This window comes from Psychrobacter sp. PG1, from assembly GCF_014897815.1.
In the GTDB taxonomy this organism is placed as follows: Bacteria; Pseudomonadota; Gammaproteobacteria; order Pseudomonadales; family Moraxellaceae; genus Psychrobacter.
In genome coordinates this window covers 20,960-40,416 of the sequence record NZ_JABUZG010000064.1, presented here as the reverse complement: position 1 = coordinate 40,416, position 19,457 = coordinate 20,960, and the positions used below count along the sequence as shown (strand labels likewise).

The window sequence follows — 19,457 nt, the reverse complement described above, 5'->3', positions numbered from 1 at the left end:
TAATATCTCGAATTCGACAATAGTTCAGCTAACTTATATGCTCTGTTATTTTCATTCAGATGGTATTTTTAGTTTTATTTAACAGGAAGATATATGAATACTTTACAAAAAGCTTTGATCGCCCTATCAGTTGGCTCTTTATTGAGTGTCAGCGCGCAAGCGGCAGCTAACTATGCAGGTCAGCCGTATGTTGGCGTAAAAGCTGGTAAGTTCATGGTAGATGCTGATGGTCTAGATGATCCTACTGCTTATGGTATTTATGCTGGTTATAACTTTGATCCTAACTTTGGTGCTGAAGTTGAATATGTAGGCTCTAGTGACACTGATGTTGATACAGGTACCAGACTTCTTAAGGGTGAATATGACCTTAAAACTTATGGTGCTTACGGTACTTACCGTTATCAATTCCCTAATACTGGTTTATATGCCAAAGGTAAGTTAGGGTTTGCTAAAGCTGAGATTGATGCGTCTTTAAGTGACGTACTTGGAAACACTGTTAGTGAAAGCGATAGCGATAGTGGTGTTGCTGGTGGTATTGGTTTGGGTTATAACTTTAACCCTAGCATGAGCGTTGAAGCTGAATATGATTATGTCGCTGAGGATATTACTCTATTGACTTTAGGTGCTCACATTAAGTTTTAATAAGTTGATTAAAGAAAAAAGAAACGATCGCTTTGGCGGTCGTTTTTTTATGCTCTAAGTTTTAATATGTGTTTCTCATATTTTTCGAAGTATACACACCATATATTGATGATTTTTAAGAAATTATTAATACTAAAAATGTGCTACATTAAAAGTTAGAATGATAAAGATAGGGAATATAGTGATGATGGAGATGCTGTGGCTGATTGAACCTTGGCACTGGTTAGTCTTAGGTTTTATATTGCTGATCATTGAGATGTTTGTGCCGACATTCGCCAGCCTTTGGTTTGGTGCTGCCGCCATCATCGTTGCCGCGCTTTCGTGGCTATTGCCTATTTCTGTCTCTGTGCAAATTATTATTTGGTTGGTGCTTTCTGCCATATTCTTGCTGGCATGGTTCAAGTTTATTAAACCCTTATCAGTAGATCGCACCAAAGCAGGCTTGGGTGGTAGTGTTATCGTTGGTGAAACTGGCATGATTATCGTCCAGCCGCAGCCAGATAGAGCGGGCACTGTCAGATTCAGTGTTCCTATTGTTGGGGCAGCGGAGTGGATGTGCCGCACTACGGGTGAGCCGGTGGCGGTCGGCGATCGAGTGGTGGTGACCGATATTGTCGGTAATGAGCTGATTGTGAGCAGTATGAAATCGCAGGCAGCGATTAATAAAGACATGCAATTATAATAATAAGGATGAATTATGGAAAGCTTTAGCATTGTCATGGTGGTTTTGGTTGCACTGGTTGTCTTTACGGTTTTCAAAGGCGTTCGAATCGTGCCACAAGGCTATAAGTGGGTGGTGCAGCGATTGGGCAAATATAGCCAAACACTAGAGCCGGGTCTCAACCTTATTATTCCTTTCGTTGATGATGTCGCTTATAAAGTGACGACCAAAGACATTGTTCTTGATATTCCCTCACAAGAGGTCATTACGCGAGACAACGTCGTTATTATTGCCAACGCTGTGGCTTATATCAATATCGTGCGCCCAGATAAGGCCGTTTATGGCATTGAAGATTATGAATATGGTATTCGTAATTTGGTGCAGACGTCACTACGTTCAATTATCGGTGAGATGGATCTTGATAGTGCATTGTCTAGCCGTGATGAAATCAAAATGAAGCTAAAGCATGCGATATCAGAAGATATTGCGGACTGGGGTATCACCCTAAAGACAGTAGAAATTCAAGATATTAATCCATCGCAAACGATGCAAGCATCAATGGAAGAGCAGGCGGCGGCAGAGCGTCTACGCCGTGCGACAGTGACTCGTGCTGATGGTCAAAAGCAAGCGGCTATCTTGGAAGCAGATGGACGTTTAGAGGCGTCACGTCGTGATGCCGAAGCACAAGTGGTATTGGCGAGAGGTTCTGAAGAGTCTATTCGCTTGATTACTAATGCAATGGGCGAGGAAGAGATGCCTATTGTTTACTTACTTGGTGAGCAATATATTAAGGCGATTCGTGAGCTGGCAGAGTCTGACAATGCAAAAATGGTGGTATTACCTGCTGATATTTTAAGTACCATCAAAGGTATGGTGGGTGACAAGCTTAAGGTTTAATAAGTCATGTATAGCCATGTGTTATAGCATTAACTCTTAAAATGGTCAGTGAGCTTCTTAGGCGCTGGCTATTTTTTCGACTGTCAATTGTGCTGAACGCTACATCTAATAAATAACTCATATGGTTCGTTTAACAAGAATAAAATATATATCAGGGATAAAAAATGACGATACAAAATATTAATACAGAAATCATTCAAATAAAAGACTTTATCCAAGGCACGGCACTACCTTATACCGTGCTAGATGATACGCATATCAATGCTGCGTATCCTGAGAGGAAGCTTGAGATTAGAGGGGGTGGTTTTGGCTCAGATGCAGCGGCTCATCCAACCAATGCCAAGCAATTTTATGTGCTCACTGATCGCGGTCCCAATGCGGATTTTGCAGGTAGTGCAGGCACGGGTAAACAGTTTTTAGTACCTGACTATACACCGCGCATCGGATTGTTTGAGCTACAAGCAGCTGGGCAAATTATTAAGATTAAAGAGATACTACTAAAAGACGTAAATGGCAATCCTATCTCTGGGCTACCGAATCCACAAGCACTCGGCGGAACTAATGAAGTCCCTTACGATGTAGACGGCCAGCCGATGACCATGAATCTCAATCTACCTTTTGATGCAGTGACCAATCCTATCAAAAACGATATCAATGGTTTAGATCCTGAAGGTCTTGCTGCGCTCACAGATGGCAGTTTTTGGATCAGTGATGAGTATGGTCCTCATTTGGTTCATTATAATGCGCAGGGGGTGGAGATTGAGCGTATCAATGCCTTTGCGAGCGATGAGCGCAATAATGTGATGGCTAATGGTCAGCTGATTTTACTACCAGCAGAATTTACCAAACGTCGTGCAAATCGCGGTATGGAAGCATTAACGATTACTCCAGATCAGAGCACACTGGTGGGTATTATGGAGTCTTCTATGGACAACCCTGATCATTCAGGTCGTGTTTCTAGTTTGACGCGCATCGTCACTATCAATCTATACTCTGGTCAAATAGCACAGTATTTGTATCGTCTCGATCATGCTCACCATGTGACTTCGGGTATCGTTGCGATTAACAATCACGAGTTTTATTTGATTGAACATGATCGCAAGTTTCCGCTGCAAGACAAGTCTGCGCAAAAGCTCATTTATAAAATAGATCTCTCGCAGGCGACTGATATTGAGAATATTTTAAATACAGATAATATCAAGCAAGATCATGTATTGGGTTTAACGATTAATGAACAAACGCTGGAGCAGCTTATTGCAGCCGATGAAAAAAATTGGCAATTGCTGAAAGAATTGGCAATCAAACCAGTCAAGAAAACCTTGGCAGTCGACGTTCTCGCGACTGTAGAGTATCCACATGATAAGTTAGAAGGTTTGTGGTTGCGTCAAGATGGCTCATTGGGTCTACTGAATGACGATGACTTTGCGATGACGGATTCAATGATTGCCAATGCTAAAAGCATAATTGAGCAAAAATATTTGGACAGTGAAAAAACAATAGAAGATGCAAATAGGCTATATATGGTGATGCCTTCTGAATGTGGTGATGGCTACTGAGTAGGCTAGGGCATGTCCTCAATTCAATTGATCATATCTAAACGGGCTAAAAATGGCTAAATTTTGCCAAACATCGTTAAATAGCTGGTTAATATCCCGATATTATCTGCGCTATTTTCCTCGTTTGACTGCAATTTATCTCATTTTTATCACCATTTTTGAAATGAGGACACGCCCTAGAGGTATTTTTCGTCAATCATCAGCTTTATTAAACACCATAAAAAAGACCTCAAGTGAGGTCTTTTTTATGACTGCTTTTAATTTATGGAACAACTCAATCAAATAACTTTTGAGAAACGATTCTTATGTTTTTTCTCAAGATATTCATCAAATACCATGGCGACATTACGACCTAATAATCGACCTTTTGGTAGCACGCGAATACCAGCCGCGTCCATATCGATGAGCTTGTCTTCTTGCATGGCGCCAAGCTGTTGAATCTCATTGATAAAGTAAGTGATGGCATCGATACCAAATTTTTGATTGATGTCTTTAAAATCGATATAGTCGTGACAGAGTAGATTCATAATCACATATTCACGCAAGCGATCTTTGATAGATGTTTTGATGACTTTTACTGCAGGCATGGCAGCCGAGTTACTTTGTGCAGCATCGATGCTCGCTTGATAAACTGATAAATCTGTATCATTTTGCAAAATATAGCGGGTATTGGCATTGGCAATTTGACTGATAGAGGAGACGCCGAAGCCCAATAAATCACAATCGCCCATGATGGTATAACCTTGAAAGTTACGATGCAGTTTGCCCTCACGCTGCGCCACGGCTAATTCATCATCAGGCTTGGCGAAGTGATCAATACCGATATATTGATAGCCAGCTTCGGTCAGCGTATTGATGGTATTGCCAAGCATCGTCAGCTTGGCTGCTGGGTCTGGCAAATCAGCTTCTTTAATCTGGCGCTGGGCCTTGAAACGTTCTGGCAAGTGTGCGTAATTGAATACTGACAAGCGATCCGGCGACATCTCGATGATACGGCGCACCGTTTTATCCAAGGTTGCGGGTGTTTGATGCGGCAAACCATAAATCAGGTCGATATTGATAGAGTGAAAACCTAAGTCACGCGCCTCATTTAACACATTTTCAATGAGCTCTGCTGAATGTACACGGTTGACGGCGATTTGTACCGTTTCATCGAGGTCTTGTACGCCTAAACTGACACGGTTAAAGCCAAGGTTACGCAACACTTTTAACGTCTCGCCACTCAGCTCACGTGGGTCAATTTCAATAGAGTAATCGCCTTTGTCTTCAGGTAAGAATTCAAACTGAGTTTGTAAAAACTCCCACAGTTGAACCATTTCTTCATCACGCAAAAATGTTGGCGTACCCCCACCCAAATGCAGCTGTTTAACGAGGGGTTTGCTACTACCTTCTGGGACAGGTAGAAGGCGGCGTTTGTGCTTAATCTCAGCGATTAAATACTGCAAATAATCGCCTGAGTCGCTATTTTTCTTGGTGATAATTTTATTGCAAGCGCAGTAATAGCAGAGGTGACGACAGAATGGAATATGAAAATATAAAGACAGTGGTGCACGAGCTTCACGGTTTTGAAGGATCTTTGACTCAAGACCAACAGAGATAGGTGAGAACTCTAAAGCGGTCGGATAGGAGGTATAACGTGGTCCTGAACGATTGTATTTATTAATAATAGCTTCATCAAAGGCAGGTAGCTGCTTACTCATCATACTGCCACGCGTACTGGCATAAGGACTTTCTGATTGCATAACAGGGCGTGTCGTGGTCGGTTGCTCTCCTGCACGATTGTAAGGCTGCTGAGTATTTAATTCTGAATGTTCTGTCATGCGGTACTCCTCGTTTTGACCTTGAGTATTACTGTTCTTACATCTCTAACGACCAAATATCTGAAAGCCAGTAGGTGTTTGATAGATGATTAATAACCATAATAACTTTGTTATCAATAATAATTTTCACAGCGCTATATGCTGCTAAATTGATAGCCATCAATAAGCACTATTATAACAAATCCTTGTTTGCAGTGGGGTGGTCGGCGAGTTTTCTTACATACAAACTGTCTATGATAAGTCCATTTGATTTTGGCAATTATACTCATACCCCTCTTGCGGTTAGCTGGCTAAGTGCTGGCATCATGATGCATCGACGATATTCAAACAGACTGCTTCCATAAAGTAAAAAGACCTCAGCATATATCTGAGGTCTTTTTATCACTAATTTAAGTTATCACTAATTTAAGTTACGTCAAACTTATTCTTTTAGCTGGATTTTATTGCCAACGGCTTGCTTGCTAACGTCATTAGCATTGAAGGGTAAGCGAATCCATTCTTTAGCTGAATAGCGACGGGTTTGGTCACGGTGATACGGCCGTGTGCTATCTGCTGATTGTGAGTATGCGAGTAAGGCTTCTACAACGGGGCCTTTGGTATCAAAAGTCACCGACTGCATATAAGTGGGTCCATTGTTGATGACGTAATTACCAGCAGCGTTTGCGCCAGGTCCTCTTGCCACATTAAAAATACCTTCGCGTCCTTGTCCACCATGCATAGGAATACGTTCGTTATTTTTACCTGCATCAATTACGAATTGTAGCTCACCTAAGGTTGCATCCAATGCGATATTTTTATCTTGGAAGAACTTAATGGAATCTCCTAAAGCAGTACGTGTATCCGCACTAATAATTAAACCACGAGGCGTATTGACTGGGTCTTTTGCATCGAACTTAACACTGAAGATCGTATCAGTCGTTTCATTAAAGTCCACATTACGCCAAAACTCTCTAAAGACATGAGCGCCTTTGCTCTCTAAATTATTACGACGATCCCAATTACTCAAGATATTACAAGCATTAGTTGCATCAATAGTAGAGCCACCTGTCAAAGGCATGCTAGCATTCACTCGACAATCTGCTAATACGTCGTCGAGTACCAACTCAGCGACATAACTGCGGTTACCATAGACGACCTTTTGCATATTGTTTAAATTGAAGTTAGTACCGCCCAAGTTATCTTTATTACTGAATCGATCTTGTATTTGAACCAGTCCCATACGTGAGCGCATAAGCAATGGAACACCATCTGCTGGACTAGCACCCAAGAAGGGGGCTAAACGACGACGTAGGAGCGGTGAAAATCCAGTCAGTGGTTGCTCTAAATTGCTTAACCAATAGCTATCATTCGAGTTAGCAACATAATCATCGCGGATCAAGAAAGGTAAGTTTGAGCGCCCAAAGATACCTGCTTGCGGTGAGTCTGTATCAACTCCCCATTCACAGGCAGCGGTACTACCATTCAGTGCTGGCAAGTCAGAGGCAATTAAAGCACCAAGGAAGGGGCCAGATGCAGCACTACTACAAGCTTCAAGCTTAGCTTTGGTCACATTTGGTACGGTTGAGATGTCAGCATAGAGTGCCTTACCATTACGGTCGGTAGCAATAGTATTAACAAACCCAAGACCAAGGACGCTTTGCATTCTATCGACTAAGTCCTCAACACTCGTAGCCTTATTCATACTACGCCATTGATTGAGTGCTCTTGGGTTTTCAGAGGCGGCATCACGGATAGTATAAGCTAGATTATTAGCGCCCCATGCTGGTAATTGACCATTGAGTAAATTGACCGCTAACATAGGTCCATATTGTGAGACATAAATATTGTGAACCTGCGTCTGATTATTTGGTAGCTGAATAGTGACAGGAACGGTTTCGATATCGCGCTGCTCAGTCACACCAGCGCTATTAGTATAATTGTATTTGAGAGGATCTCCGTCAACTAGGCTAAGCTGATAAAGCGTAAAACGTTTGGCAGTGGATACGGTATGGCTCCATGCCACGTCTTTATTAAAACCGATGTTAGGGAAAGGCTGACCTTGCTGAGCCGCACCCATCACATCCAGCTCACCTGGCATCGTTAAGTGAAATTGATAGAAGCGTTGGACGCCATCCCATGGCTCATGCGGATTGGCATACATGACCCCGCTACTAGTACCAGTCACCTCCTTACCAAAGGCATAGGCATTACTACCGCCACTCATCGCATTAATCGTATCCATATTGAATGCAGGTGCTGACTCTACGACAGGGTTTGCGACTGGAACACTACGCATTCTTGAGCTACCCTGAATGCCAGCAATAGAAGGCGGTGCCGCTGCTACAATGGGACCGACGAAATTAGATAAGCCACCACGTAGATTGGCTTTACCGTAGACCGTCAATAAATCATCGAGAGTAATCTCGCGTACCCATTCAGCATTGGCACAAGCAGGATCGATATTGGCCACGCCTTTATCACGTAGATAACGGCTATAGCCTGCTGCATAACCTGTCACAGCATCAATGACTTCAGGGTCTTGAGCTGCTAAAAATTCAGCTTTTCGCTTGTCAGTGTTGTACCACGTATAAAAAGCATCGCTAGCCAAATTACCGTCAGCGCCTAGATACAGCATACTCTGACCGCTAGCGACTACAACTTCACGTGCTAGTGAGCAAATATTATCTTCTGCGAATGCATAACCGACGCCATAACCAAGGCCTTTGTAATCCTTTGCGGTGATGTGCGGTATACCGAACTCAGTGCGCTGAATATCGGCTTCATAATTAGTGGAAGGTAGTATGACATCATCGTCATTGAAACTATTGTCGCTGTCTTAGCAGCCGAATAGTCCTAAAGAGACTGCTACTGTCAGTAGCGTGAGTGTGGGCACACGCCGATTATGCATCTTTATGCTCATAAGCTTATCCGTCCATGGTAGTAGGTATTATATAAAGTAGGTATTATATAAAGTAGGTGTTATATAAATCTGCAGCAAAAAGCCGCCAGCAAACTTTATATGATCAATAAAATCCTTTTATTGCCAATACTCTTGCTAATCTTTAATGCTTTGTAGCGCGATTAAAATTATCCAATACGTTAATAACATGGTTAACAGGCGTGAGAATTTTTGGGGCAGCATAGCCGAATAAGACTGAGCGAAAGAGCATCCGTTTATCATATAACAACTGTTGATAATTATGCTAGTAAATAAAATGAGACAAGGAAACATGACATTTGCGCACTGATACATAATACTCTATTATCATTTATTCCCTATATTAGGAAAATGCTGATGTCGTTTGCTCAAGTCTATACCCGTTCAGTCGTCGGATTACATGCGCCCAAGGTCATTATTGAAGTGCATCTGTCACAAGGGTTGCCAGCATTGACCATTGTCGGTTTGCCGGAGGCGGCGGTACGTGAGAGCAAAGACCGTGTACGCTCTGCGATTCTGAACTCTGGCTTTCAATTTCCTAATCGTCGTCTCACGATCAATTTAGCCCCCGCTGATTTGCCTAAAGATGGCGCGCGTCTTGATTTACCGATTGCCATCGGAATCTTGGCAGCCAGTGATCAATTGGATCCAGAAGTATTATCAGGGTTTGAGTTTATCGGTGAGTTAGCGCTCAATGGGAATTTACGGCAAGTGACAGGCAGCTTAGCGGTGGCACGAGCGATCAAAGCTGAGGCGCTGGCGTCCAAGGTATTGCAGCTGGCAAATATCACTGAACAAGAGCTGAGCGAACCGCAGCCAAAACCACAAACACCGCAGCTTATCGTACCGATTGATAATGGTGCTGAGGCTAGCCGTGTGGATGGCGTGACGATACTAGCCGCGCAAAGCTTAAAGACAGTTTGTGACCACTTACAGTCGTTAGCGAATCCAAGCGCAGCCTATGAATCTTTGGACGTTGTACAACCCAGTCCAGCACAGCAGCATGTTGGCTATCAAGTGGACTTGGCTGATGTCAAAGGACAGCATCATGCTCGGCGCGCGCTAGAGATTGCCGCCGCTGGTGGTCATTCGCTGTTGTTCACAGGGCCACCCGGCTCAGGCAAGACATTGATGGCCTCGCGGCTACCGACCATATTGCCGGATTTGAGTGCTGAGGATGCGTTAGAAGTTGCCAGTACTTATTCAGTGGCAGACAGCGATTACGATTATGGGACAAGACCATTTAGGCAAGTTCATCACACTATATCAGCCGTGGCTTTGGTGGGTGGTGGCTCACGACCAAAACCGGGTGAAATTACCCTTGCCAATAAAGGCGTATTATTCCTTGACGAATTGCCAGAGTTTGATCGGAGTGTGCTTGAGGTATTGCGTCAGCCATTAGAAGCCAAGCAAATCACTATTAGCCGTGCCAACTCGCAGATGACTTTTCCGGCAAATTTCCAATTGGTCGCTGCCATGAATCCATGTCCATGCGGCTATGATGGCGATACCTCAGGGCGTTGTCGCTGTCGACCTGAGCAGATTAAACGTTACCAAGACAAACTATCAGGTCCACTGCTTGATCGCATTGATTTGCATATCACTGTACCTGCGCTGCCAATTGCCGACTTGCAAAATGCTCAAGCTGGCGAAACCTCCGAACAAGTGCGCGTTCGAGTTATTGCCGCACATAAACATCAGATGCAGCGGCAACAAAAGGTCAATAATGAGCTTAGCCCTAGCGAGATTGATAAATATATCCAACTAGGAGAGGGCGAACAGCAACTATTACAGCTCGCTCAGCAGCGTCTAAACTTATCGGCACGCGGTTATCATCGAGTATTGCGAGTGGCGCGTACCATTGCTGATTTGGCTGACAGTATCGATATTACAAGCGCTCATGTGTCTGAGGCGCTGAGTTATCGGAGCAAATAATAATTTCAAAGAATGGCTTAAATGAATTATTCTAATGTTCAAATTTTAGCTGTCTATCTTATAATTTTTGAAAATATATTCTACTAATGCCGCAAAGTCATCAAAGGCTTCGGTAGGATTTAGCTCACGGATATCTTGTCCATAATTATAACCATAAGACAGCCCGAAAGTATTCATATTAGCATTTTGTCCGGCTAAGATATCGTTTCTAGAATCGCCAATCATCACAGCTTGTTCTGGAGTGACGTTCAACGCTTTACAGACATGCAATAGCGGTGCTGGATCAGGCTTTTTAGTTGAGAGACTATCACCGCCTAATATTTCACTGAATAAGTCCTGCCAGCCAAAGGATTGCAATATTTTCGGTACAAAACGAATCGGCTTATTGGTCACTAGCGCCAGCGTAAATCCTGCCGCTTTTAGCTTTTTTAGTCCGCTATCGACATCTGGGTAAGCAACGGTTTTGCTACCACTGAGATTTTTGTAAGACTCAAAAAACAGGTGCTCTGCGTGATTGGCTTCCTCGACCGTCAACTCGCCTTCTAACACTTCTACCTTACCTACTAGTGCGCGCTCTACCAGCAATCTTGAGCCGTTGCCTATCCAGTTTCGTATGGTCTCGATAGGGTAAGTCTCTTTGCCCAGCGTGTTTAACATCGCATTAGTCGCATCAGCCAAATCTGGCACACTATCAATGAGCGTGCCATCGAAATCAAAAATCAAAAGTTGCTTAATATCTACAGTCATTATTATTTGCCCACGCTATCAATTTTATACTTCTTTGGAGTATTAGCTCCAAGCCCTCATTACCTTAGCACAGCAAATCATGAATTCAATTATTTAACAGTCTGTCATTATCAATATTTCTATCTTTTCAGGCTGAGGATAATTTTTATTGATATGTTTTATGTTTATTCAACCTCTTTATAACGTTCGCGATGTTCCTTTTTCATTCTTAGATACTCTTCGTTCTCACGACACTCGTCCCATTTTTGTTTAAATATGCGCGCTGACTCTGCTTTGATTGGGTCTTCGATTTGTCGTGGCAACTCTTCGCGACCATGTGCGCCGCTCTGACCTTTTTTATCATCGGGAACAGCACCCTTGTATTTTTTGCCGCCTTTGTGATTGGCGTAACGACGGGCGCGGGTGTAGCCCATTTGAATAAATTTGCGCGCCATATCTGCACCGACAAAGTCATCGGCCGCCAGATAATCTAAAAACATCTGATAAATTGTCTCGCTGCTCTCAAGCGCAATATCAGGGGTCGCAAAGCGCCAGTGTGGCAGGATTTCAGACTTATACGGCTCTACCAATAATACACCTTGTTCGCCGCGACCGACACGGTAAAGCTCTGGCTGCGCGCGCAAATCTAGGTTTTTATAATCCAAATCGTAATCGAACGCTCTCATCGCTTTTCCCTATTAGTATTCGTCATCTGTCAAATTTATCATTATCAATACTATCGAGTATACTGAGCGCCGCTGTCTAAAAAACAGCACAAAAATGTTATGCAACCGTGACAGTAAGCGTTTAGCATGAGAAGCATGGCGAATAGAATTAATCATTGAGCAGGTCTGAGTAGGTTAAAGTTATGACAGTTAATAAAAACATCCTCAATAGCATCAGTCTAGCTGGCTCGACTTTTACGATGTCGTTAAAAAGTATATTTGTGATATTGGTGCTGCTGCTCATCAGCGTGTTAAGCACCAATGTTGCCCATAGCGCATGGTTTGAGCGGTTGATTCCGCAAGGAGAAACTTACACGGTACGCGAGATAGATCGTGATTTGGCGTTCGTGATTGATGGTTTCATTTATGATGCGCGCACGTCTTGCTTTTTAGCAGTGGGCGATAGAGTGATATTTTTTGAAGGGCGTCATGGTATCGATTACCGCGCGACGGTTTATGACTTAGACTCGCGTGAACGTTGCGAGGTGTTATTAAGGAGACGTTTGTCATAAGCTATTAGACTTATTTCAGAACGGAATATAAGCATAAAAAAAGCCCCGAACATTGCTGTTTGGGGCTTTTTAGAATTCTTAAACGAATGGTGGCTCGAGGCAGGTTCGAACTGCCGACACACGGATTTTCAATCCGTTGCTCTACCGACTGAGCTATCGAGCCGTCTTCGTTGAGGCGCTATTAAACTAAATATAGACGTTGCTGTCAAGTAGTTTTTGCATAATAGAAGATAAAAGACGATAAATAATCAAATATTGGCAAAATTAACTATCTCTGCTTTCGATTTAATCTTTAACACGCAGTAAATCATACTCGCTCATAATACGATGAATATCTGCATCGGCAGGGACAAACTCACGCACACCTTTTTTGACCTCGGCATCATAGACCAGTTTGATAAACTTAGCATCGATCGCGCGACCGCGATTTTGCTGATGCACCGTTAAATATTGCAAACGCTTGGCATCGGTTTGCCCATCATCAAAACAGCCAACAGCGGCGATAGGTTTATCATTAAACATACCGACGTATAGATACTGACCACGCTTAAAACCTTGCTCAACGATATTTAATACCTCGATACCATCAGGCTGCGCGTCATCGCTATCGTATAATGCCTGCAAGCGCTCTGATAGCTCATTGTCGCGAGCAGGTTTTTTGATAAGTGGTACATCCAAGCTATTAATGGCGATCGCTTCTAAAGGCATGGCAGTTCCTATAAACAGAGGGTTTCTATCGTATAAAGTAGCAGTATGACACAGCACAAAGTTATAACACGGCAAAAGTCATAGAAAGTAGGCTGTAGAATATGATATCTAAAAGTCAGTGCAAATCATGATTAATAATACTGAACACACTATTTTAGCAGAATGAGGTAATTTTGTGCGTGGTTTACCGCTTGGTCGTGGCAGTAAATGTTAGGGTTTGCTATGATGAGGCTAGATGATATTTAGTACGTACAAACCCTAATACCTTGATATCTTTTGTATATATCATTTTCTAATACATTTTTTGCTAGCGCTGACCCAGACACTAGTAAAATATTTAGACATGTTTCGCCTTATTTATTGACCGCTTTTCACTGATAAAAACTGATAGAGAGTAGCCATGACAGCCAATGCAATGACGACTGCTGATACACCTGAGCAAAATGCACCAAAAAACCTAAATCTACATGGTCGCCCTGAACGTATTGCGACCGTTGAGCGCATTACTGCTGAGACCCAAGTGACTTGTACCGTCAATCTTGATGGTACGGGTCAAGGGGTTGTAGATACTGGCGTACCGTTTTTGGATCATATGATTGATCAAATCAAGCGTCACGGTTTGTTTGACTTAGAGATTAAATGCAACGGTGACACCTTTATCGATGACCATCATAGCGTTGAAGACACTGGTATTACCCTTGGACAAGCATTTAACAAGGCATTGGGCGACAAAAAAGGCATTCGTCGTTATGGGCATTTTTATGCGCCGCTAGATGAGGCATTGACCCGCGCTGTCGTCGATCTATCAGGACGTCCGGGTTTACACATGGACATTCCATTTACCCGTTCGCATGTCGGTAATTTCGATGTTGACCTGTTTAGTGAATTCTTTTATGGTTTTGTGAACCATTCTTGGATGACGGTGCATTTAGACAATCTAAAAGGCAAAAATAGCCATCATCAAATTGAATCTACCTTTAAAGCGTTTGCTCGTGCGCTACGTATGGCGTGCGAATATGATGAGCGTGCACTCAATACTCTGCCTTCGACTAAAGAGGCTTTCTAATGCGCATTTAAGGGTCTGCTACGGTGTCAGTCAAGCTTGGCGTACTAGTTGTACAGCCTGTGCTTGACTTCCTTGTAGCAAAACCTTATCTACACCTTAGTAATGGCCAACAGTATAAATAGTACAGTAGTCAAAATATTTAAAAATGAGAACCAATCGATGACTAAAGTAGCGCTACTAGATTATGGTATGGGTAATTTGCATTCCGCCAGTAAAGCCTTGTCAGTGGTAGGGGCAGACGTCTCTATCACCAATGATCCTAAGGTTGTCGCTGCGGCAGACAAGATTGTCTTCCCCGGTGTCGGTGCGATGCGTGACTGTATCGCTGGCATGCATGAAGCAGGGATTGATGACGTGATACGCCATGCAGTGTTTAACAAGCCTGTCATGGCTATTTGTGTGGGCATGCAGGCATTGTTTGAGCAGTCCGCTGAAAATGGTGGCACAGACTGTTTGGGTATCTTAAACGGTAATGTAGAAGCATTTGACCCTACGTGGAAAGACGAGCAGGGCGCAACTATAAAAGTACCGCATATGGGCTGGAATACCATTAGCGGTATGGATTTTGACCATCCGCTGTGGCATGGTATTCAAAACAATGCGCATTTTTACTTTGTACATAGCTATTATTGCGAGCCTACTGATAGCTCACAAGTGGCAGCGATATGTGACTATGGTCAACCGTTTTGTGCCAGTGTCATCCAAGATAATTTATTTGCCACCCAGTTTCACCCAGAAAAAAGTCATACTGCTGGCTTGCAGTTGTTGAAAAATTTCGTTGAGTGGGATGTGTAAGTAGTTGATAACCGTGAAGTGAATATTTAATTTAGCAGAAGGTAGATTATCAATTGTATAATCTGCCTTTTTTATGCTCAGCCATCACTTTGTAGCTGCCACTCTTTAGTTATTATAGTTTAGCCATCATGGTTTAGTGATACTCTCAGTCGTTTTCTACTTGCTTATATTTGGAATATCTCAGTGGATTTTACCGCTTTTAAAATCAATGTTATTGAAGTGTCTGGACTTGCCAAAGATGCCTTACATATCTATGTCGGCGTCGGCATCTATCTTTTGTGTCTGCTTGTGCTGCGTCCTATCATTAAAAACCAAAGCATCAGATCATTCATGGCTTTAGTCGTCGTGACGGGCATTGCTTTATTGGGCGAGTATTTAGATAATCGAAATACGATTGAAGCGTCAGGCATGGTGGGCTTAAGCCACGAACAGCTGGTCGCAAGCCTCCGTGATTTGATCAATACGTGCCTGCTGCCTTACGTGCTCTATGCGCTGAATAAGTGGACGAAGATATTCAGTTCATTCAATCCGTCTACTAAACTGTTAAAGCAGCGCTAATATTCTGAAGTGATTTTATTTCAGATATCAAAAAAGTAAACTTAAGTAGGATTTTATGGTGTAAAATTTATAATATAAAATATATAGCAGACCATATTATGTCTTCATTTAAAATATCTACTTACATTTTTTCTTCTATTATTCTATGTCTAACGATGTTTAGCTATCATTCAGCAGTGGCAAGTCAAAACGTCATCATTGACCTCAATAAACCCATATCGGCAGCACTTTTGGCGCAGTACAATCGTGATGGTATCGAGATTGACTACGATGATACGACTGTATTGAAGCAAGTTTACGTGACGGAAAAAGATGGGGCAATCGCACGTCAGTTACCAAGCGGCGCTGCTCGAAAGGTGAAAAGCTATACGTTCGGAGAGAAACTAGAGGTCATTGAAGATAGAAAGGATTGGTATGCGGTGCAAGACAGAATTCGTAGAGAGTATGACGAGGACAATGATGGCATTGTAGAGACAGACGTTGTTAAATGGGAAAAGGTCTTTGTGAGAAAAGAGCAAACGGGTTCTACTATACCTGCCTCGCTAACGTCCAAAGATTTAAACATACTAGCATATCTATCCATTGGCGAAGACTACGAGACTTTTGAAAATGGCAAAGCACTTAACGATTACCTAAAAATAGAGCTAATTGATAAGGCTTTGTTTGAGAAGAAACGTCCACTTGCCGTTGATTTTTTATCAAAAGATGAAAGTATTAAAAAGAGAAATGGGGTGATATCCATTCCAACTGCTGGCAAGGTAGTAACGTTCACTGATAAGAATGTAGATAATGATGGGTATCAGATTTTTGAGTACGTAGGTCAGATTGCCCCGTTAAATCAGTATTTGGTCAGTGGAGGTTACTGGGAAAGCGGTGACTATAAGATGATTGATAAAAATTCGGGTGAGACGACGCAGACGTTTATAGATTATCCTCATATCTCGCCCAATAAAAAATATATCATCTCAGCCTATACCAACCCATATGAGCAATACACCGATCTAGAGCTGTATAGAATTAAGGGAACAGACATCATCCCGATTATGGGTGCAGGCTTTAGGCATTGGATGCCTATGGAGGAGCCAAGAGACATATTTTGGGCAAGAGACGGCTATTTATATTTAGCGGTTACTCATAGCGCCGCCTTCTGGAAAGAAAACGGCAACTTTAATGATCTTAATGATACTTTTCAATATATTAGGATAAAGGTAGATTTATAATTGTTAGGCTAAATACTAGCGAGTAGCATCGTAAATACGCTCAAAGTTGTTTTCAGTAAACTCAAAACAGAAGTATCCACTATCCTCATCACGATAAGCGGAGATATCTCCCTCTATACAGAATTCGTTAGAATTTTTAGAAAAAATTAGTTTTTTATAATTAACTAAGTATCCAAAAGGATAAGCTATTTGAGTTTCTGGGTTTATAACAACTAAATAACCAAAGTTATCTTCCGGAAATACTAAAACTTTATCTTTATCAAAATTGACAGTCTTGTCAGTATTTTTATAGGATATTTGATTATATTCGTCGCAAAAGTCTTCTACACCATAGTCATAGTTGCATTCCTCATTGCCATGAATCAAAACTTTATAGTTGGCGTCATCGGAATGTACAGCGCTACAACCAGACATTAGAAGTAAGACTATAGCTGACATAAGTCTCATTTAATTATTCCTAAAATAATGTGATGGCTGTAACTGGCGTAGAGACTTTCGAATACTTTTACACTAGATCTAACTATAATTCTCAGCTCACTTGCAAAACCTACCGACCATCATATAACTCACGCACCACTTCACCAATCGCTGCAATACCATCGGTTAGCGTCTGCTCATCAGCCGCGATACTCATACGAATACACTCATGTGCATGCTGATAATCGCTGACATCGACACCAGGGAAGAAATACTGACTTGGTACAATGAGTGTGCCTTTTTCTTTTAAAATCTCATACAGCTCAACGGTGGTAATCGGCAAGTCTTTAAACCATAACCATAAGAATATCGCGCCTTCAGGCTTATGAATCATCAACGGATAATCGCCCAAAGCTTCTTTTAACAGCTTCACGGCAAGGGTCGCCTGCTTTTGATAAAACGGTTTAATCTCATTATCGGCTAACTGCTTGATACGGTCATTTTCTACCAATGGCGTGGCAATCGCTGCACCAAAGCGTGTCGGTGCTAAATTCACCACCGCATTCATCGCGCTGACCGCTTCAATCACTTTCGCATCGGCTACGATAATACCCGTACGCATACCGGGCAGGCCGATTTTAGACAGGCTAAAGCACAGAATCGTATTGTCATCCCACGTCAAATGCGCGTCTGAATAGATGATGTTAGGGAAGGGCATACCGTAGGCATTATCGATGATAAGCGGTATGTCATAACGTTTGGCAATCTTGGCCAAATGTGCCATTTCATCATCGGTCAGTACGTTGCCAGTCGGATTGGTCGGGCGGGAGCAGCAAATCGCGCCAATACGGCCTTCCTTTAGCGCTGGCAAGTTCTCTAACGCGTCAAAATCCACACGATATTTAAAGAAGCCTTCTTCACCATCATGAGTCACTTCATCGATATGTGGCAATACCGCTGCGAAATGCTGACCTTCGACATGCACGTCGCTATAGCCGATATACTCAGGGGTCAATGGCAGTAGAATGGACTTGTCGATAGATTGGTTCTTTTCATCAGCGAACGCACCGCCAAACAGATTAAACAGATAGAAAAACGCATTCTGTGAGCCATTGGTCAAGGCAATGTTTTCTGAGGTCAGATTCCAATCATAATGACGGTTAAAGAAGCCAACCAAGGCATCGATAAAGGCCGAATCACCTTGCGGATTAGAGTAGTTCGCCATGCTGATAATGGCGCTACTATTGGCCTCACCTGCATCATTATCATTGCCAAGCGCTTTATACGTCTCCAAAAACAACTCATTGACGGCATCAATTTTGGCAGGGTTACCACCGCCCAGCATGTTGACTGGCTGATCGCTTTTTAGCGCATCGCCCAGATCATCCATCAATTGTGAGATGCCAGTGGGCTGGGTAAATTTTTGACCGAACTTTGAGAATTTCATAAGGCTACCATGCTGTTTGGGAGGGTATTATAAGTGGGTATTTAACCGATAAAGTTGGGCTAGTATAGCAAATGAGGGCTATAAAATAAGCAAAGTGCGGGGGAGATATTGACTTATATGTCTATACAGGTTGTGAAGCAAAAAAAAGCCTTCTAGGTGAGTAGAAGGCGTTTGAGGTTGTGTAGATAACCCTCTTTGCGCTTGCAGTTCGTGGCGCACAGCACATCAAAATAGCGTTCTAATGTTCGAGCAATCAATCCTATGCAAGGCGTTATAAGGGTCACAGACCATTGAGCTATCAGCGTAATCATGATTGCAAACTATTATAATACGATAGTCAAAAGCAGCATAAAATCCTGTTAATGAAGTCAATATAATAAGTTATAAGTCTCTAATTATTTCATAAATTTCAGGTGTAGTAACGCCACTATCTAAGAACTGAAATAATATAACTTGTAGCTCAGGGTTTATTTCAAACTCTTCCTGATTAAGTTTGGAGTTTCTATTAGTTTGAATAATACCACTACTAAGCATACGATCAACTAAATACCCTCCCTTCTTTTTTCTAATTTCTACTGACTTTCTGGGCTTAAAATTACCATTACTATGGAATAGTTTAATAAGACTTTTGAGTGATTTCATGCTTCTATCGTCGCTTATATGTGAAGGGCTGTCGATAGAGTCTATGATTTCTGAGGTATTATCTAGCAAAAGTACTTTTTTCGAAAGATGGGTTTTTTTTAGTTGAGAACTAGTTTTCTTAGAAGGAGGTATTTTGATAACTCCACTTTCAAAAAGGGTTGTTTCATCAAAGATACAGTTTACAAGTCCATAGTAATCATAAATATAGCAATC

18 protein-coding genes and 1 tRNA gene are annotated in these 19,457 nt (G+C 42.2%); 10 read left to right on the top strand and 9 right to left on the bottom strand.

The window, feature by feature from the left end:
- The first annotated feature begins 93 nt into the window (after positions 1–93).
- From INT03_RS10425 to INT03_RS10410, 4 genes are all read left to right on the top strand, one after another.
- Positions 94–642, top strand: a complete 549-nt coding sequence (locus tag INT03_RS10425) for a porin family protein (RefSeq protein ID WP_193008889.1) — start codon at positions 94–96, stop codon at positions 640–642.
- A gap of 184 nt (positions 643–826) precedes the next feature.
- Positions 827–1,324: an NfeD family protein gene (locus INT03_RS10420; RefSeq protein ID WP_193008888.1), complete on the top strand. Its 498-nt coding sequence runs from the start codon at positions 827–829 to the stop codon at positions 1,322–1,324.
- Positions 1,325–1,339: 15 nt separating this feature from the next.
- Positions 1,340–2,200 (top strand): SPFH domain-containing protein, encoded by an 861-nt coding sequence (locus INT03_RS10415; protein WP_045447605.1) that lies wholly within the window; start codon positions 1,340–1,342, stop codon positions 2,198–2,200.
- Positions 2,201–2,364: 164 nt separating this feature from the next.
- A complete protein-coding gene (locus tag INT03_RS10410) occupies positions 2,365–3,756 on the top strand; it encodes an esterase-like activity of phytase family protein (protein WP_193008887.1) in 1,392 nt (463 codons plus the stop codon).
- Positions 3,757–4,034: 278 nt separating this feature from the next.
- On the opposite strand, the gene hemN is transcribed toward INT03_RS10410, so the two are convergent.
- Together hemN and INT03_RS10400 are read right to left on the bottom strand one after the other, a co-directional pair.
- A complete protein-coding gene (gene hemN, locus INT03_RS10405; RefSeq protein ID WP_193008886.1) occupies positions 4,035–5,576 on the bottom strand; it encodes an oxygen-independent coproporphyrinogen III oxidase in 1,542 nt (513 codons plus the stop codon).
- Positions 5,577–5,997: 421 nt separating this feature from the next.
- Positions 5,998–8,328, bottom strand: a complete 2,331-nt coding sequence (locus INT03_RS10400) for a penicillin acylase family protein (protein WP_296292604.1) — start codon at positions 8,326–8,328, stop codon at positions 5,998–6,000.
- A gap of 522 nt (positions 8,329–8,850) precedes the next feature.
- On the opposite strand from INT03_RS10400, the gene INT03_RS10395 reads away from it, so the two are divergent.
- A complete protein-coding gene (locus tag INT03_RS10395) occupies positions 8,851–10,428 on the top strand; it encodes a YifB family Mg chelatase-like AAA ATPase (protein WP_193008885.1) in 1,578 nt (525 codons plus the stop codon).
- 45 nt (positions 10,429–10,473) lie between these two features.
- Here the strand turns inward: INT03_RS10395 and INT03_RS10390 are convergent, their stop codons facing one another.
- On the bottom strand, positions 10,474–11,175 hold the full coding sequence (locus INT03_RS10390; protein ID WP_193008884.1) for a phosphoglycolate phosphatase: 702 nt from the start codon (positions 11,173–11,175) through the stop codon (positions 10,474–10,476).
- A gap of 164 nt (positions 11,176–11,339) precedes the next feature.
- Complete coding sequence (locus tag INT03_RS10385) at positions 11,340–11,840, bottom strand: DUF4385 domain-containing protein (protein ID WP_193008883.1); 501 nt, start codon at positions 11,838–11,840, stop codon at positions 11,340–11,342.
- A 182-nt stretch (positions 11,841–12,022) separates the two neighbouring features.
- Here INT03_RS10385 and INT03_RS10380 point away from each other — a divergent pair, with 182 nt between their 5' ends.
- A complete protein-coding gene (locus INT03_RS10380; RefSeq protein WP_193008882.1) occupies positions 12,023–12,391 on the top strand; it encodes a hypothetical protein in 369 nt (122 codons plus the stop codon).
- Positions 12,392–12,478: 87 nt separating this feature from the next.
- Here the strand turns inward: INT03_RS10380 and INT03_RS10375 are convergent.
- Positions 12,479–12,554: transfer RNA gene (locus INT03_RS10375), tRNA-Phe, on the bottom strand.
- 122 nt (positions 12,555–12,676) lie between these two features.
- Positions 12,677–13,099 carry a hypothetical protein gene (locus tag INT03_RS10370; protein ID WP_045453868.1) on the bottom strand — a complete coding sequence of 141 codons (423 nt, stop codon included), beginning with the start codon at positions 13,097–13,099 and terminating at the stop codon, positions 12,677–12,679.
- 400 nt (positions 13,100–13,499) lie between these two features.
- Here INT03_RS10370 and hisB point away from each other — a divergent pair, with 400 nt between their 5' ends.
- The 4 genes from hisB to INT03_RS10350 all read left to right on the top strand — a co-directional run bounded on the left by hisB (position 13,500) and on the right by INT03_RS10350 (position 16,738).
- On the top strand, positions 13,500–14,165 hold the full coding sequence (gene hisB, locus INT03_RS10365) for an imidazoleglycerol-phosphate dehydratase HisB (protein ID WP_045453866.1): 666 nt from the start codon (positions 13,500–13,502) through the stop codon (positions 14,163–14,165).
- A gap of 159 nt (positions 14,166–14,324) precedes the next feature.
- On the top strand, positions 14,325–14,960 hold the full coding sequence (gene hisH / locus INT03_RS10360; RefSeq protein ID WP_087813930.1) for an imidazole glycerol phosphate synthase subunit HisH: 636 nt from the start codon (positions 14,325–14,327) through the stop codon (positions 14,958–14,960).
- 183 nt (positions 14,961–15,143) lie between these two features.
- On the top strand, positions 15,144–15,518 hold the full coding sequence (locus INT03_RS10355; protein WP_193008881.1) for a hypothetical protein: 375 nt from the start codon (positions 15,144–15,146) through the stop codon (positions 15,516–15,518).
- 98 nt (positions 15,519–15,616) lie between these two features.
- Positions 15,617–16,738, top strand: a complete 1,122-nt coding sequence (locus tag INT03_RS10350; protein WP_193008880.1) for an SH3 domain-containing protein — start codon at positions 15,617–15,619, stop codon at positions 16,736–16,738.
- A gap of 15 nt (positions 16,739–16,753) precedes the next feature.
- On the opposite strand, the gene INT03_RS10345 is transcribed toward INT03_RS10350, so the two are convergent.
- The 3 genes from INT03_RS10345 to INT03_RS10335 all read right to left on the bottom strand — a co-directional run.
- A complete protein-coding gene (locus tag INT03_RS10345; protein ID WP_193008879.1) occupies positions 16,754–17,176 on the bottom strand; it encodes a hypothetical protein in 423 nt (140 codons plus the stop codon).
- Between the two features lie 109 nt (positions 17,177–17,285).
- Positions 17,286–18,602 (bottom strand): valine--pyruvate transaminase, encoded by a 1,317-nt coding sequence (locus INT03_RS10340; protein ID WP_193008878.1) that lies wholly within the window; start codon positions 18,600–18,602, stop codon positions 17,286–17,288.
- A gap of 381 nt (positions 18,603–18,983) precedes the next feature.
- The coding region (locus INT03_RS10335; RefSeq protein WP_193008877.1) for a hypothetical protein at positions 18,984–19,457 on the bottom strand (474 nt) is incomplete at its 5' end.